Raw genomic sequence first — 16,906 nt, 5'->3', positions numbered from 1 at the left:
CAGGGGGATCGTCCCGTTCAGGTGCCGCTGTTGATCGTGGCGTCGGTCACCGCGCCCTCGCCGACGTTCCACTTCTTCAGGACCTCGCCGTAGGAGCCGTCCCGGATAGCGGCGTTCACGGCCGCCTGAATCGCGTCCCGCAGCTGGGTGTTCGAGCTCAGCACCGCGATGCCGTACGGGCCGGCTTCGATCTGCTCGCCGACCATCTCGAAGTCCTCGCCGCCGCCCGCGGTCTTCACCGCGTAGGCGACCACCGGGAAGTCGGCGACGTCGGCCACCACCTCGCCGCTCTTGAGGCGGGCCTGAGCCTGGTCGTGGGTGTCGTAGGCCTCGATGTCCATCGGCTCGTCACACCTCTGGGACTGCAGCAGGTCGTACGCGGTGCTGCCGCTCTGCACGGCCACCCTCTCGCCGCAGAGATCGGCCAGCGTCTTCACGCCCTCCGGGTTGCCCTTCTTCACCATGATCGACGATCCGGACCTGAAGTAGTCGACGAAGTCGATGTCCTCGCCGATCTTCTCCCCGGTGGCGGGGTCGAGCCCTTCCTGACGGTCCTTGGTATCGGTCATCGCGGACATCACGACGTCGTGCTCCCCGGCCCGCAGTCCGGTGAGCAGGGTGTCGAAGGACCCGTTGCCGAACTGGAACCTCACGCCGAGTTCCCTGCCGAGGACGGCGGCGAGGTCGGGGTCGACGCCGGTCGGCTTGCCGTTCCGGACGAACTCCATCGGCGGGTAGAGCAGGTCCGAGCCGACCTTGACGACACCGGCCTTCCGCACCGACTCCGGCAGTTCGTCGTACAGCGGCGCCTTGCCCGTGCCGGACGGAGAGGGCGAGGCGTTCTCGGGGTCGTCGTCGCCGCAACCGGCCAGGACCAGGGCTGCGGCGACCGCCGTCGCTCCGAGCGCGACGAGGTGTTTCCCCATCCGGACAGCTCCTCTCCAGCGCTCTGCCGAGTCACGGACCGACACGTCACACCTGCAAGCGATCATCACCTCGATCAGGACGTCCTGTCACTTTTTGCGCCACCGTCCGGGATCCGTCCCAGGGTGTCGTCCACACCTGCGGCCGTGGCTTCGAGACGGCGGCCACGCCCTCGGGGTCAGGAGCGGCCCGTGATCATCGACATCAGCAGCCGGTGGGTCCCGGCGTCGGCGGCCGCCACGAGTCCCCGGCCCGAGGACCCGACCGGGGCGCCGTCGATCCCGGTGACGACGCAGCCGGCGGCCCCGCACAGGGCGATGCCCGCGGCGAAGTGCACGCTCCCGGACAGGTCGCCGCCGTCCGTCACGTAGGCGGCGCGTTTGCCGGCGGCGACCCAGGCCAGGGCCAGCGTCGTGGACAGGACCCGGGGCCGGAAGCGTTCCACGAAGGCGGGCCGGGCCAGCAGGTCCACGGCGCGGAAGCCGGGCGCGCCCGGGAACGGCGGGTCCAGGTTGACGTCCACGAGCCCGGTGGCCGCCGAGGGCACCAGAAGCGTGTCGGCGCCGTCGCGCCGTACCCACGCAGTCTTTCCGTCGGTGAAGAAGACCTCGCCGCCGAACGGGTCGGCCACCGCGGCGGCACCGCCGCGCAGCGCCACGTTCACGGCCACCGCCATGGTGCCGGCGGCGTAGTTCAGCGTGCCGCACAAGGGGTCCACCAGCCACTGGCGCGCGGCCCCCGCCGCACCCCGCGGCCCGCTCTCCTCGCCGAGCACGGCGTCGTCGGGCCGGGCTTCGTGGAGGACGCCGAGGATCGTCCTCTCGGCCTCCACGTCGGCGGCGGTGGCGAAGTCCCCGCCGCCCTTGTCGATACGGGCGAGGCGCCGGCCGTACATGGCCCGCACCACGTCCGCCCCGGCACGGGCCGCGGCTGCCGCGACCGCGGCATCGTCCGTTCCCGCATACGAGTCGAACACCCCACGCACGATAGCGGTGCCGGCTCCGGCTCGGGTGCGGTGCCCGCGATCTGGGGGTACGGGGGCCGGTTGTCAGTGGCCGACGCTAGCGTTCGCTGCATAGTCGCACTCCACCCGGGACGGACTGACCTGGGTGAACTGTGCTCTCATCTGGTTTCCTCGATGCGGAAGGCTGTGGCTCGTGGGGTGGCTGGCGGCGGGTGACGGGTATGAAGTCGCCCTTGTGGAAGGGCGGGTGGCGGCGCGTGCCACCTCGGGCCGGGCGGCGGGACGGCAGTTGAAGTCGCTCCCGCGCGCGCTGAAGGACCACCCGGAGGTGGACCGGCTGCGGCGCTTCGCCGAGTGGCTCGACCGTCATGCCTCGGCGTGTGTGGAGCAGGTCGACGCGTGGATGGTGTCGTCGCTGCCCGTGCCCACCGGGCTGCTGGCCCGGGTGTGGCCCGACGAGGCGTGGCAGTCCGCGCTGCGCGACCTGGTGGTGGTCGGTGACGACCCGGACGACGTGGGCTTCCTGCGCGGCGCCACCGACGCCGGCGAACTGCGGCTGGTGAACCTGGACGGCGAGACCGTCCGGATAGCCCCGCGCACGGTCACGCTGCCGCACCCGGTGCTGCTCCCCGACCTCGACGACCTGCGCGACTTCGCGGCCGAACTGGGCATCGTGCAGCGGGTCGAGCAGATCCACCGGGCGACATGGCACCGGCCCGAGGACCTCCGCGCGAAGGCCACCGAGGTGAGGGACTTCGCCGGCGGCTCGTTCCGCTCCCGTTTCGCGCTCGCCGCGCGGGCGAGTTCGCTCGGCTACCGCGTCTCCGGGGGTTACGCGACCGCCCGGGTGCGGGACGGCGGACGCACCCTCGAGTCCTCGGTGTGGATCGGGGAGCCGTACTGGGACAGCGAGGTCGAGACCGGAGCGCTCACCTGGCGGGACCAGGAGGGCCGCGCCCTGCCGCTGGGCGAGGTGGGGCCCGTCGCCTGGTCGGAGGGGATGCGGATGGCCGCGGCGCTGTACGCCGGGCGCGTCATCGAGGAGGGCAAGAACGCATGAGCGGGGGGACGCAGGTGTCGTACGAGGAACTGCTGACGGCGGGAGCGGTGCTGCCGCCCGGCACGGAGGGGGCGGGCGAGCTGGGCGTGCCGCTGACGGCGCGGACGTACCGTCACCCGGGCCTGGACGACCGGGTGGTGGTGCGGCTGGTCGCGGGCGAGCTGGGTGCGGCGGAGGACCTGGCCGCAGGGTTCCTCGGCCTGGAGCAGGACGCCGAACCCGTCGTCGTCGGGCTGGGGCCGCGCCAGTCGCTGGGCTTCCCGGAGTGGGTGCTCGTGCACCACCCGAAGGACGGTCACCACGCGCTGCGCGTGGTACCGGACCTGGAGCGGGCCTCCCGGCAGGTCAAGTCCCGTCCGAAGGCCGCCCTCGACGCCTTCGTGGAACTCGGGGACCGGCTGGCCGCCTCGGTGCCGCACTTCCTGCCGACGTTCTACGAGCAGGCCGGGCGCGTGTTCCTCGCGGAGGAGAACGCCACCTACGCGGCCCAGCTCTTCACCCGTGCCCGCAAGGCCGAGGCGGAGCACGGCCTCGCGGTGCAGGAGGAGCGGCTGGACGCCGTGTTCCTGGAGTTCGCGCTCGCCGGTGCCCTCCCGGTCAAGGTGCTGTCCGCCTACGCCAGGGAGCTGGCGGCGCGCGTGCCGGCCGAGGACGCGCTGCGGCGCTTCACCCGGCTGTGCCTGCGCCGCACCGCGGGCGGGCTGCCGCCGTCGGTGCAGATGGCGAACGACCTGCGCAAGCTGGCCCGGGCGGCCGGACTGGACGCGAACCTCGCCGAGCAGGAGTACGTCCGCGAACTCCTCACGCTGCCGGCGACCCTGCGCGCGCCGGCCGGCTGGTGGAAGGGCCACCGCACGGCGCTGGTCGCCCTGGCCACGCGCGAGCCGCGGGTGCGGGGCGTCCTGCTCGATCTGATGCCCGCCGCCCACGACAGCGACATGCCGGCGATGTGGCTGGAGATGCTGGAGGCCTCCGGCGCCACCGCCGGGCTGTGGGACGCCTCCCTGCCCGGGGAGCAGCGGCCGCAGGACGGTGCCGCGGGCTGGCTGGAGCGGTTCCTGGCCTACCGGCAGCGGACCCGGTCCTGGCGTGATCCCAGCCGCATGGCCGAGCTGTATTCGCTGGTGGAACGGACCGCCGACCGGTTGCGGACCGAACTCGCCGCGTCCGGTGCCGCGTTGAGGGTCGTCCACGATCTCGACCTGATCGACCTGCTGCTGTCGCTGGACGTTCCGGTGGCCGCCCCGCACAAGGGCGACGCGCTGCTGCTGACGCAGTGGGCCCTCGGCGAAGGACGCCGCGACCTGGTGTCGCTGGCCGCCGACAGCCGCTTCCACGGGGCGTTCCACCGGGGCGCGGACCGGTTCTGCAACGACGACCAGTCGCGGCGGGCGATCGCGCTCCTGGCGGTGTCGCCGGGCGGCGCTCCCCTGCTCGCGGAGTGGGTGCGCGCGGTCGTGCGGCGGTTCACCGCGGTCGGCCTGCCCCAGCTGCCCGACGCGCTGGCCCGGCTGAAGTGGCTGCCCGCCGAGGCGCTGGCGCTGGCCGAGGACGAGGTGCGTGCCGCGGCCGCCACCGACCTCGCTCCGGTGCTGGCGCGCACCCTGCGGGCGGGGCTCTTCGACGAACTCGGCTGGCCCGCCTGGGAGGACGCGGTCGCCTCCCTCGTCCCCAAGGCCGACGTCGAGGACGTGGTCGTCGCCGACGCCTGGCCCCACCTCGTGGTGGCCGGAGCCGCCCAGGCACGGGTGATCGGCGCCGAGGGCACGCTGCTCACCCACGACCTGCGGATCCCGGCGAACAGCACCTGGGGCGACCCGGGCTTCCACCACGTGGACGGGGAGCTCCTCGTCTACTGGAACGACCACAAGGACGGCCTGCGCGGCTACTGGCACACCCGCCCCGACCACCTGCTGTCCCTGGAGGGAGCCCGGAACACCCGGGGCACCCGCATGGACTGGTACCAGGGCAACGGCCCGATCACCCTGCCCCTGCCCGGCGGCGGCCGCACGACCGGCGGCGGTGGCGTCCTGCACGCCGGGGACACCACCCTGCCCGAGGAGCACCAGCTGCTCTGCGACGGCGTCTCGTACTGGGTGTGGAGCTCGGACGACGGCACGCACGACTGGTACGAGTACGACCCGACGACGGGTGAGCGCGGCCGGGCGAGCAGGCCCGCCTTCCTCGCCGACGCCCTGCGGGACACCCCCGAGGGCAGCACGTTCGGCGGGGGCCGGCTGAGCCCGTCGCCGACCGCCGGCGCCACGCCCGCCTCCGCGCCCGTGGACGGTCTGGTCGGTCTGCGCTCGGTGAAGCTGCCCGACGGCTCCGTGCGCACCCAGGACCTGGCCGGACACACCGTCACCCTGCCCGCGGACGTCGCCCGGCCCTCGACGCTGGTGGTCTTCCCCGGCGCGGAGGAGGCGCGGGCGGTCGTCCGCGAGAGCTGGAGCCTCGCCATCGTGGACGCGGACGGCGTCACCACCTCGGTGGCCAAGACCGACCGCGTGCCCGGAGCCTACGGCGAGGGCTCGCTGCTGCTGCCGCCGGTGCAGTACTGGGAGTGTCTGACGGCCCGCGACCTCGAGGGCTCCGCGTCGCTGCGGCGCGTCGACCGCGACACGGCGGCGGCCCTGCTGTCCGCCGCCGGCCACGAGGACAAGGACGCCCTGCCCGAGGCGATCCGTTCCCTCCTGCCGGTCACCCACGACGCGCTGGTCGCCGGTATCGCCGGTGTCGTCCGGCACGCGGGCGGCCAGCAGGCCGTCCTGGACGCGGTGGCGGCCCGGCTCACCCGCGCCCTCGACGGCGGCCCGCAGGAGGAGGGCCCGGCCGGCCCGCCGGACACCGTGCTCCTCGAGGCCACGAACGGGCTGTCCGGAACGACCCGCTACTGGTGGAACCGGGACGAGGAGGCCGACACCGTCTTCCGTGCCCTGCGCGAGTTCGGGCGGGCGGCCCGGCTCACCGACGCGGCCGCGGTGGAGGGACCGGCGGCACCCCTGCACCTCGACGGACGGCGGGTGCCCGTCGGCCAGCCGCACCTGGAGAACCTGCTCGACCGCGTGCCCGCCCTGGCCTTCCGGGCCGCTGCCTGCACCACTTCCGACGATCACCGTGCGGCCCTGCAGGCGCTGCTCGCCGAGTTCGACGCCCTGGGTCTGATGCCGGAGGCCGGGCGCTCGCACTGGCGCAAGGTGGAGCTGCGCCTCGGGGCGGGCGTGCTGCGCACCCCGTCGGGCGATTGGCGCGAGGGCGCGTGGAACGGTGTGCTGCCGCTGGGCGGCGGTTCCTTCGTCGCCGTGGTGGGACGTCTGTCGCAGGACGACGACGGCTGTGTCTTCACCGGCTTCTTCCACGATCCGGCCGGGCGCTTCGAGGTCCCGGAGCCCTATGAGCTCCGGGAATCGGCCCCGCTGGGCGAGGACGGGCGCGCGGGCCGGCTCGGCGCGTTCCTCGCGGAGCTGTCCGTACACGGCCCGGCACCCTGGTTCCCGCAGGCCGCCGAGGAGTTCGCCCGTCTGACGGGCGTCACCGACACCATGGCCCGGCTGATCGTGGCCGGTCTGCCCCGGGTCGACGTCTACGAACGGTCGTTCCTGACCGCGCAGGCGTGCCGGGACATCGGGGTGAAGTCCGCCGCGGCGGCCGTGGCCAAGGAGGAACTGCGCCAGGTGGATCCGGTGGTCCGTGCCGCGGTCGTGGCCGCGCTGCTGCCCGCCGAGCCCGCCCGCCTGTGGACCGAGGGACCGGACTGGGCCGCCGCGGCCGAGGTCTGGAACAGCAGGGTGGGCCGGCGCGCCGCCGTTCCCGAGGAGTTGCTCGGCGACGCGGTGCGCGCCTTCAAGCACGGGCAGTGGAACGTCCGCCAGGCGCTGCCCGCCCTGCTGGACCCGGCCGGTGAGCCCCGGCTCACCCGTGACCTGGAGTGGGCGGTCGACGGCGACCGGGTCAAGTGCGTGGACCAGGACGGGGCCGGATTCGGCGGACCGGTCCTGCTCGGCTTCGTGGGGCTCGCCGCCTGGCTCGCCCACCGGCTGCCGGCCGGCGATCCGATCCGTGCCGCGCTGCCCGCCGCTCTCGACGCCGTCCGCGACCGGCTCTCGCACCCCGGGCTGATGCTCGACCTCAACCAGTACGTCAGCCTCACCGCCTTCCGGAAGACGGCGGGAGCGCCGACCGAGGTCGGCAAGGGCTTCGAGCGCTACGGTGCCGTCGTCCTCGCCACGCACGACGACCAGCCCTCCCCCGCCCTGCGGGTCTCGCTGCTCGACGAGGCGGGCCAGGACCCGTACCTGCCCGCGCTGCGCGTCGAGGGCCAGCGTCCCTACCAGGTGGAGGTGGCCCTGCGGCTGGCCCGCTCGGCCCGCTTCGAGGCCCTGCTCTCCGATCCGGGCGACCCGCAGGCGGGTGAGCGGGGCAAGGACGGCACCTGGTGGCCGCAGGACCCGACCCGCTCGGTGCCGGACCTGGTGACGGAGGCCGCCAAGGAGCACGGCCTCGGGGAGGACGCCGCCGCGCTCTATCTGATGCTGCTCGCCATGCCCGACCCGACGGACCGGATGACGGCCCGCTGGACGGGGTGGAAGCCGGCCCGCCTCAAGGCGGCCCGTGCCGAACTGGCGGCCACCGACCTGGTCGTGGAGGCCAGCCGCACCAGGGCCGGGCGTTCGCTGTTCCTGCCCGGCGGCTGGGTGGTGCCGAAGGCTCCGCGCGTTCCGCTGGAGCAGTGGAAGCGGCCGCTGTACGACGACCTGCTGTGGCGCGAGGAGGCCCTGCTCTCCGTGATCGTGCCGACCGAACCGGTCGCGGACCTGTACCGGAGGGTCTGGCGGCAGGTCCAGGAAGGCGGCGGACCCCGGTTCGAGAAGTTCGAGACACGGCCGAACCGCCGCCGCTGACACACCGCCGGGGCCCGGCCTCCACCGGCACGGGCCCCGGCGCCTCCGCCACTCACGACACACCCACGACAGACCTGCGACACACGTACCTACCGAACAAGGAACACGCATGCCCTCGACCGACACGGCGACGGCCCTTCCGGCGCGGCAGACCCTGCCCGCCGAGGAGCGCCACGCCACCGAACTCGCCTTCCTCGCCGCCCACGACGCGGGCCCCCGTCCGCCCGGCTGGCGGCTGACACCGCGCGCCGTCATCACCTTCGTGTGCGGCAGCTCCGGCGAGCCCCTCGCACTCCCCGAGCGCCACGACACGCTGCCCGACAAGCTCGTGATCACCCCCAAGTTCGTCGGCGAACGCGCCCTGGTGGAACGGTGTGTCGTCACCCTCGCCGGAGAGCGCGGTCTCCTGCTGGTCGGTGAGCCGGGCACGGCCAAGTCCATGCTCTCCGAGCTGCTGTCCGCCGCCGTCTGCGGCACCAGCGCGCTGACCGTCCAGGGCACCGCGGGCACCACCGAGGACGCCCTGCGCTACGGGTGGAACTACGCCCTGCTGCTCGCCCAGGGCCCGACGCCGACGGCGCTGGTCGACTCCCCGGTGCTGGCCGCCATGCGGGCCGGGCGGGTGGCCCGCGTCGAGGAGATCACCCGCTGTCTGCCCGAGGTGCAGGACGCGCTGGTGTCGATCCTGTCCGACCGGCGGATGAGCGTGCCCGAACTGGCCGGCACCGACGACGCGCAGGTCGCGGCCGCCCCCGGGTTCACCGTCATCGCCACCGCCAACCTCCGCGACCGCGGGGTCTCGGAGATGTCCGCCGCGCTCAAGCGCCGCTTCAACTTCGAGACCGTCCACCCGATCGCCGACGTCGAGGCCGAGACCGCGCTCGTACGGCGGCAGGCCGTCGCGGCCGTCGAGCGGGCGGGTGCCGCCTTCGGGGTCGACGACGCGGTCCTGGACGTGCTGGTCACGGTCTTCCGCGACCTGAGGGCCGGCCGTTCGGCCGAGGGCTGGGACGTGGAACGGCCGGGCACGGTCATGTCGACGGCCGAGGCGGTGCAGGTCGCGGTCTCCCTCGGGGTGGCCGCCGCCTATCTTCCCGGGGCCGACTCCCTCGACCTGGTCCCCGGTCACCTGCTGGGCGTCGTCCGCAAGGACGACCCCGCCGACCACGCACGTCTGCTCGGCTACTGGGACGGCCCGGTGCGCCGCCGCGCCGAGGACGGCTCCGCGCTGTGGCGCAGGCTCTGGGACCTGCGGGAGAACCTCCGGTGACGTACACCCAGGATCCACGGGCGGCCGTCACCGCCCTCGCCGACTCCCTGGCGCCGTACCTGCTGGGCGTACGGCACCACAGCCCGGCGCTCGCCTCGGCGGTGCCCGCCCTGCTCGACGCGTTCGGGGCGGAGGTCGTGTGCGTGGAGCTGCCGGCCGACTTCCAGGCGTGGCTGCCCCATCTGGCCGCCCCGGGCACCGTCGCGCCGGTCGCGCTCGCCGGGGCCGGTGAGAACGGCCGGCTCGGCTTCTATCCGTTCGCCGACTTCTCCCCTGAGCTGGCGGCGGTCCGCTGGGCGCGGGACCGGGGAGCTGACGTCGTGTGCTGCGATCTGCCGATGTCCGATCCCCGGTGGAGCGATCCCCGGTCGGACGCCGACGGCCCCCTCCCGTCCGGTGACACGCGGTCCGCGGTCGCCGAGGAGGCGGCCCTGGCCGCGCCCGTCTCCTTCGGGAACGCGCTCGCCGCGTCCGGGACCGGCCGTGACGGTGACGACCTGTGGGACCGCTGTGTGGAGGTCCTCGCCCCGGGATCCACTCCCGAGGCGATCCGCCGCGCCGCGCTCGGTGTCGGCTGGGCGCTGCGCGGCGACGCCGAGGCCTCGGGCGGCGCACCGGCGCTCGACCTGGCCCGTGAGGCGCACATGCGCGAGACGATCGCCCGCGCGGCGGACGGCGGACGCCGGGTCGCGGCCGTCGTCGGCGCGTTCCACGCCCCGGCGCTGACGGCCACGACGGCCGGGACGGGTCCGGACCCGGATCCGGCGCCGGGTTCGAGCTCGGGTTCAGGTTCGGTCTCGAGCTCAGGTTCAGGGTCAGGTGCCGCGGGCGGGGTCCCGACTCCGGCCGGCCGCGGTGTCCGTCCCGAGACCCCGGACGTCGTCACGTCCCTCGTCCCCTACGCCTTCGACCTGCTGGACTCCCGTTCCGGCTACCCGGCGGGCATCCGGGACCCGCGCTGGCAGCAGGCGGTGTTCCGGGCCGGTGGCGACCCCGAGCGGGTGGGGGAGGCGGCGGCGCGGGCGATCACCGACGTGTGCCGGGAACTGCGCTCGGCCGGACACCCCGCCGGCACGGGCGAGGCCGCCGAGACCCTGCGGATGGCGGGCGACCTCGCGCGGGTGCGCGGACTCGCGGCGCCGGGACGGGGCGAGGTCCTCGAAGCGCTGACGAGCGTGATGGGACAGGGCGAACCGCTGGGCCGCGGCCGGGCCCTCGCGCGGGCGCTCGAAGTGGTCCTGGTCGGCACCGACCGGGGCCGGATCGCGCCGGGCACACCCCGCTCGGGCCTCGGTCCGTGCGTGGAGGCGGAGGTGGCCGCGCTGCGGCTGCCCGGCCCCGAGGACCCCGCGGCGCGCGAGCTGCGGCTCGACCCGCTCCGCTCCGCGCTCGACGGCCGCCGCGAGGTCCTGCTCCAGCGCCTCGCCGTGTGCGGCGCGGGCTACGGCGAGACCGTGGCCGTGGCCGGTACGGGCGACGCGTCCGCGCTCACCACCCGCTGGCGGGTGTCCTGGAGCCCGGCCGTCCCCGTACGGCTGGACCTGGCCGGAATACGGGGAGTGACCCCCGCCCTGGCCGCCGAGGGAACCCTGCGGGAGACCTTCCGCCGGGAGTCCGCGGACGGCGGGCCCACCTGTGCCCAGGTCCTCGCGGCACTCGGCGCCGCCGCCCGCTGCGATCTGCCCGCGCTCGTGTCGGAGCGGCTCGCCGACGCCGCCGCGCTCTTCCCCGCCTCGGCCACTCTGCCCGAGCTCCTCGCCGCGCTCGACCTGTTGGAGGCGCTGTGCCGCGGCCATCTGCCCGGCACCGGTCCCGACACCCGGCAGGCCGCCGCCGAACTGGCCGCCGAGCTGCTGGAATCGGCGGTCCGCACCCTGCCCGGGCTGGCGGGCAGCGACCGGCCGGAGGACACGGCGGCGCTCGTCGAACTGGCCTCGCGGGCCGGTGAACACCGCCTCGGACTGCGGATGGACGACGCTCTCGGCGCCCTCGCCCGCACCGGCTCGCCGCTCGTCCAGGGCGCCGCGCTGGCCGCCCGGGTGCTGCTCGACCTCGACGACTCCGCCGTCCTCGGCGCGCGCGTCGCGGGCTGGATCGACACGGCCACCGGCCCGGAGACGCGACACGCCCTGGGCCGCCGTCTCGGCGGGCTGCTCAGTGGCGCGGCCGCGCTGCTCCAGTCGGCGCCGACGGCGCTCGACCCGCTCCTGGACCGCGTGGACACGCTCACCGACCAGGGCTTCCTGGACCGGCTGCCCGCCCTGCGCGGAGGCTTCGACACGCTCACCCCCGCGGGCCGCGACCGTCTCCTGCACACCGTGACCGAGCGGCTGGGCGACCGTCCCGACCTGTCGCTCACCGTCTCGCCGCACCTCCTCGCCCTGTGGACGGCCGCGGACGCGGCGGGACTCGCGGCACTCGGCGCGCTGGGTCTGCCTGCGGACACGGACGTCATCCGGACGGAGGACTCCGGGATCCGCGCGGTCCCCGGCCGGACCGGAGCCGGGCACTCCGTGTCCACGCCCGTGGCACCGCCGTACTCCTCGGCCGCGGCGGCCACCGCACCACCGTCCGGCCCTCCGCGGATCACGCCCGCCGACCGCTGGCGGCTGCTCCTCGGCCGTGAGACCGACAAGCTCCCGCAGAACGCCCGCCGCTACGCGCACGCGCTCGACGAGCTGTACGGCACCGGCCGCGGCGAGGGTTCCTCCGACCTCGGCCGGGAAGGCGGTTCCCCCGGCCGGGGCGGCGGCCGGGAGGCGTCCTTCCCGACGGCCCGTGAGTGGGCCGAGGAACTGGAGGCGCTGTTCGGGTCGCAGGTCCGGGAGGAGGTGCTGGCCCGCGCCGCCGACCAGGGGCGCAATGACGTACTGGCCGAACTCGACCCGGCCTCGGTCCGCCCCTCGGTCGACCTGCTGACCTCGGTGCTGTCCCTGGCCGGCGGAATGCCGGAGAAGCAGCTGGCCCGCCTGCGCCCGCTCGTACGCCGTCTGGTCGACGAGCTGGCCGAGGAACTCGCCACCCGGATGCGCCCGGCCCTCACCGGGCTCGCGACGCCCCGCCCCACGAGGCGGCCCGGCGGCCGGCTCGACCTGCCGCGCACCCTGCGGGCCAACCTGGCCCACACCCACCGCACGGCAGACGGACGGACCGTGGTGGTTCCCGAGCGGCCGGTGTTCAGCACCCGCTCGCGCAAGGAGGCCGACTGGCGGCTGATCCTCGTGGTCGACGTGTCCGGGTCGATGGAGGCATCCGTCGTCTGGTCGGCCCTGACGGCGGCCGTGCTGGGCGGTGTGCCCACCCTGTCCACGCACTTCCTCGCGTTCTCGACGGACGTGATCGACCTGACGGACCGGGTCGACGACCCGCTGTCGCTGCTCCTGGAAGTGCGGGTCGGCGGCGGCACCCACATCGCGGCCGGGCTCAGCCACGCCCGTTCCCTGGTCACCGTGCCCAGCCGGACCCTCGTGGTCGTGGTGAGCGACTTCGAGGAGGGCTACCCGCTGGGCGGGCTCCTCGGCGAGGTACGGGCCCTGGCGAGCTCCGGGGTTCACCTGATGGGGTGCGCCGCCCTGGACGACACCGGCACCCCGCGCTACTCGGTGCCCGTCGCGCAGCAACTCGTCGCGGCCGGCATGCCCGTCGCCGCGCTCAGTCCCCTCGCCCTCGCCCGCTGGGTGGGCGACCGTCTCCGCGGAGAAGCCCGTTGAACGCCGAACTGCCCCCGGTGGTGCCCGATGTGGTCGCCTCCGCCGTGGAGGGCCTGACCAGCAGGCTGCGCAAGAAGCTGGACGCCGCGATCGCGTCGTACACGGCCCTGCCGGTCGTCACCGACGGCACGGTCCGGCGCGTGCGGTGCGGTGAGGACGCGGAGGTCGTGCTCTCCCCCGGCCCGTCCGGCTCCGTCACGGACGCGGACCAGGTGGTGTGCAGTTGTCTGCTCGCCCCCCGGTGCCTGCACCGGGCCGCCGTCCTCGGCGCCTGCCCGCTGGCCGACCCGGACGCCGAGGCGGAGACCGGTGGCGACGGCGCGCGGCCGGAGGACTCCGGCACGGTCGCCGACGCGGCCACCGGCGCCGCGGCCACGGCTGTCGCCGACGCCCCGCCCGCCACCGTTCCGGGGGTGCCGCCCGCCCCCGCTCCCGGGGTGCCGCACACCGCCGGCCCCGCGGGGGAATCCACCGCCGCGTCCGCCGGGGCGCTCCCCACAGAAACCGTCACCGAGCCGGCGGAGCCCGTCGCCCTCACCGACGCCCAGGTGGCCGCCGCGTCCGAACTGTGGTCGGCGGCCGCGGCCCTGCTCGCCGCCGGGGTGCCCGCTGCGGGCGCGGTCCCCCAGGCCGAGTTGCTGAGGGCCGCGCACACGGCCCGTCTCGCCGGACTGCACCGCGCCGAGGCGGCCGCGCTGCGGGTCGTACGAGGGCTGCGGGGCGCACGCGCCCGGCACGACGGCCACCGGCTGGCCGACCTCGTCGCACAGGTACGGGAACTGCTCCTGACCACGGCCCTGCTGGACGCGGGGGCGCCGGGGCCCACGGTGATCGGCACCGCCCGCCGCGCCTACCGGCCGGCCGGCAGCCTGCGGGTGCACGGGGTCTGCAGCGAGCCGGTGATCTCCGCCACGGGGTACGGCGGTGTCGTCACCCATGTCGTCTCCGACGACGGCCGCTGGTTCTCGGTCGCCGACGTCAAGCCCGGCGGACCGGCCCGCGCCCAGGGCGCGGCCACCGCGACCGTGGCGCTCGGCTCGGGAAACCTCGATCACGCCCAGCTCGCCCGCGGCGGGCTGCTGATCTCCGGTGCGACCGTGTCGTCGGACGGCCGTCTCGGCTCGGGCAAGGGGGTGCGGGCGACTCCGCTCGCGGGCGGGTCGTGGACCTCGGGGCCCCTCGCCGCGCTGTTCGCCCGTCCGCTCGCCGAGGCCGTCACCGAACGGCTGACGGCGGCTCCGGACGCCGATCCGGAGAGCGCCGAGCAGGCGGCCCGCGAGCTGGTCGGCTGCGACCTGGTCCTCGTCGGGGCGGCCGGGGAGCACCTGATCGCCCGGGAGCTGCCCGCCGGGCGGCCGGACGCCGAGGGCGTTCTGATGCGGCTGGCCCCGGCCTCCGCTCACCCGGGCCTCGCCCACACGGCCAACTTCCGCCGGCTGGCCTCCCGGCCGGGACTGCGGTTGCGGGTCGTCGGCCGGCTGGACCCGGACCGCGCCGCCACGCTCCGCCCGCTGGCCGTCGCCCCGCTGCCGGGAACCGAGGCGACGCTGCGGCTGCCCGCGGAGTGGCGGGGCCACGCCGACCTGGGCTACGACCGGCTGGAGGGCGCGCACTTCCCGCCGCCGGACGTCGTACGCGCCGCCGTCGTGGACGGACCGGGCGGCGAGGCGCCGGACCCGCTGGCGCAGGCACCGCTGTGGCGGCTGCGGCGGCTGGTCGAGGTCGCCGTCTCGGGCGGCCGCAGGGCCGTCGCGGAACCCGCGCGCGACGGCGATCTGCGCGGGGACGGGGCTGCCTTGCGGCGCGGTGGTTTCCCGACGGCCGCGGACCTGGCGGCCGGCCTCGCCGCGGAGGCCGACCGGCGCACCCGGGACGTCTTCGGCCGGACGGGCGGGGCCGACCCGGACCGCTACGCACGGGCCTGGCTCGCCGCGGCCGTCTATCTGGCGGGCGTCGAACGGGCCCTGGTGCAGGCCACCTGGCAGCCGGGGGCCGCCGGTTCCTGATCAGCCGTTCTGCCGTGGCAGGCGCACCACCTGGACGAAGAAGTCGTCGATCTGGCGGACGGCCGCGATGAACTGGTCCAGATCGACCGGCTTGGTGACGTAGGCGTTGGCGTGCAGCTTGTAGCTGCGCAGGATGTCCTCCTCCGCCGCCGAGGTGGTGAGGACGACGACCGGGATGTGGGACAGCGCCGGGTCCGACTTGATCTTCTCCAGGACCTGGCGGCCGTCGTACTTGGGCAGGTTGAGGTCGAGGAGGATCAGGTCGGGGCGGGGCGCCCCGGTGTGGGCGGCGCGCCGGTAGAGGAAGTCGAGCGCCTCCTCGCCGTCGCGCACCACGTGGAGGGTGTTGCCGATCTTGTTGTCCTCGAACGCCTCCCGGGTCATCAGCTCGTCGCCCGGGTCGTCCTCCACGAGGAGGACGTCGATGGGGGTGCCGGCGGGGGTCGTCATGTCAGGGCCTTGTCCTCGGTGCTGTCGTGAAGGGCGTCCGCCGTGCCGGCGGACGGGACGGTGAAGCAGAAGCGCGTGCCGTCGGTGTGGGTGGTGTCGATCCAGATGCGGCCGCCGTGGTGTTCGACGATCTTCTTGCACAGCGCGAGGCCGATGCCGGTTCCACCGTAGGCGTCGCGGCTGTGCAGCCGCTGGAAGATGACGAAGACCTTCTCCTCGAACTCGCCGGGGATCCCGATGCCGTTGTCGGTGACGCAGAAGCGCCAGGCTCCGGGGTCCTCCGGGTCCCGCGCACAGGTGATGCGGACGTGCGGGGGGCGGTCGGGCCTGCGGAACTTGACGGCGTTGCCGACCAGGTTCTGCCAGAGCATCGTGGCCAGGGTCGGATCCCCGACGACCTGGGGCAGTTCGTCCGGCCGGTCGATGCGCGCGCCGCTCTCGGCGACCGAACCGTCCAGGTTCGCCAGTGCCTTGCTGAGCGCCCGGTCCAGGTCGACCGGCAGGCGGGCGTCATTGACGCGGCCCACCCGGGAGAAGGTGAGCAGGTCGTTGATGAGGACCTGCATGCGTTTGGCGCCGTCGACGGCGAAGTCGATGTACTGCCGCGCGCGGTCGTCCAGTTGGTCGCCGTAGCGTTTCTCCAGCAGCTGGCAGAACGAGGCGACCTTCCGCAGCGGTTCCTGGAGGTCGTGGGAGGCCACGTACGCGAACTGTTCGAGTTCGGCGTTGGAGCGGCGCAGCTCCACCGCCTGCGCGTCCAGGTCCGCGGTCTGCCGCGCCAGGATCTCCCGCTGCTCGCGGGAGGCGTCCAGTTCGGCGACGATGCGCTGCCGCATGTCCTCGACGTCGCCCGCCACGGCGGTGAGGTCTGCGGGTCCGCCTCCGGCGATGGCGTGGTCGAAGTCGCCCTGTGCCACCCGGCGGGTGGCGACGCGCAGGTCGTCCAGCGGACGTGTCACCAGTACGCGGACCAGGACCGTCAGCACCACACCGGTCAGCAGGAACACCACGACCATGGCGGTGAACACCGCGTCACGGACCCACCGCGCGGACGCCAGCTGGTCCTGGCCGTGGTCGACCGCCGCCGCCAGTCCGGCGATCTGCTCGGCCGACGCGCCGCGGATGCGGTCGAAGGACTTCTTGCCGCGCTCGGCGGTCACGGGGTCGAGCGTGCGGGGCTCGCCCGGGGTGATGTCCTTCACGAGGGGGTCGGCGTAGGTGCGCCGCCAGTCGGCCGCCCGCTTCTCGACCGTCTCCAGTTCACGGAGGAGTCCGGGGCGGTCGCCGATGAGGGCGCGCATCCGGGCGGCGGCGTACGCCTCGTCCTTCCGGCCCTGCAGGTAGGGGTCGAGGAACTGGCGGTCGGCCGCGATGGCGTAGCCGCGGATCCCCGTCTCCTGGTTCACCAGGGCCGACTGCAGCCGGTACGCCTCCGTCTGCGCGGGTTCGACGTCCAGGAGCAGATGGTCGGTGACCGCGGCCGTGCTCCGGAGCAGCCCCGCGCCGACCACGGCGCCCACGACCACCAGCAGCGCCATGAGCGCCAGCACCATCCTGATCCAGCCCTGTACCGTCAGCCGGCGTCCGGCCCACCGTGCGCCGGTCATGTTCCGTGTCCCGT

General features: G+C 74.9%; 9 protein-coding genes. 5 read left to right on the top strand and 4 right to left on the bottom strand.

All coding sequences use genetic code 11. The annotated features are described in order from the left end of the window. Positions 1-17: 17 nt before the first annotated feature. Both ACFW6B_RS02515 and ACFW6B_RS02510 read right to left on the bottom strand, forming a co-directional pair. The gene (locus ACFW6B_RS02515) at positions 18-926 is read right to left on the bottom strand and encodes an ABC transporter substrate-binding protein (protein WP_386591456.1); all 909 of its coding nucleotides are present in this window, start codon (positions 924-926) and stop codon (positions 18-20) included. Between the two features lie 176 nt (positions 927-1,102). Further along, on the bottom strand, positions 1,103-1,900 hold the full coding sequence (locus ACFW6B_RS02510) for an inositol monophosphatase family protein (protein WP_386591455.1): 798 nt from the start codon (positions 1,898-1,900) through the stop codon (positions 1,103-1,105). 181 nt (positions 1,901-2,081) lie between these two features. Between ACFW6B_RS02510 and ACFW6B_RS02505 the strand changes: the two genes are divergently transcribed. The 5 genes from ACFW6B_RS02505 to ACFW6B_RS02485 all read left to right on the top strand — a co-directional run bounded on the left by ACFW6B_RS02505 (position 2,082) and on the right by ACFW6B_RS02485 (position 14,835). Next, positions 2,082-2,948: a DUF4132 domain-containing protein gene (locus tag ACFW6B_RS02505; protein ID WP_386591454.1), complete on the top strand. Its 867-nt coding sequence runs from the start codon at positions 2,082-2,084 to the stop codon at positions 2,946-2,948. After that, positions 2,945-7,849 carry a DNA-binding protein gene (locus ACFW6B_RS02500; RefSeq protein WP_386591453.1) on the top strand — a complete coding sequence of 1,635 codons (4,905 nt, stop codon included), beginning with the start codon at positions 2,945-2,947 and terminating at the stop codon, positions 7,847-7,849. The genes ACFW6B_RS02505 and ACFW6B_RS02500 overlap by 4 nt, the downstream gene beginning before the upstream one ends. 109 nt (positions 7,850-7,958) lie before the next feature. Next, complete coding sequence (locus ACFW6B_RS02495) at positions 7,959-9,119, top strand: AAA family ATPase (RefSeq protein ID WP_386591452.1); 1,161 nt, start codon at positions 7,959-7,961, stop codon at positions 9,117-9,119. Next, positions 9,116-12,829 (top strand): DUF5682 family protein, encoded by a 3,714-nt coding sequence (locus ACFW6B_RS02490; RefSeq protein ID WP_386591450.1) that lies wholly within the window; start codon positions 9,116-9,118, stop codon positions 12,827-12,829. The genes ACFW6B_RS02495 and ACFW6B_RS02490 overlap by 4 nt, the downstream gene beginning before the upstream one ends. After that, complete coding sequence (locus ACFW6B_RS02485) at positions 12,826-14,835, top strand: hypothetical protein (RefSeq protein WP_386591449.1); 2,010 nt, start codon at positions 12,826-12,828, stop codon at positions 14,833-14,835. The genes ACFW6B_RS02490 and ACFW6B_RS02485 overlap by 4 nt, the downstream gene beginning before the upstream one ends. Here the strand turns inward: ACFW6B_RS02485 and ACFW6B_RS02480 are convergent, their stop codons facing one another. Together ACFW6B_RS02480 and ACFW6B_RS02475 are read right to left on the bottom strand one after the other, a co-directional pair. Next, positions 14,836-15,285 carry a response regulator gene (locus tag ACFW6B_RS02480; RefSeq protein ID WP_386591448.1) on the bottom strand — a complete coding sequence of 150 codons (450 nt, stop codon included), beginning with the start codon at positions 15,283-15,285 and terminating at the stop codon, positions 14,836-14,838. Beyond that, positions 15,282-16,892 carry a CHASE3 domain-containing protein gene (locus ACFW6B_RS02475; RefSeq protein ID WP_386591708.1) on the bottom strand — a complete coding sequence of 537 codons (1,611 nt, stop codon included), beginning with the start codon at positions 16,890-16,892 and terminating at the stop codon, positions 15,282-15,284. Before ACFW6B_RS02475 ends, ACFW6B_RS02480 begins: the two co-directional genes overlap by 4 nt. Positions 16,893-16,906: the final 14 nt, after the last annotated feature.

Source organism: Streptomyces sp. NPDC058751, from assembly GCF_042746485.1.
GTDB lineage: Bacteria > Actinomycetota > Actinomycetes > Streptomycetales > Streptomycetaceae > Streptomyces.
The sequence above is the reverse complement of the archived record's forward strand: the minus strand, read 5'-3'. Positions and strand labels throughout refer to the sequence as shown.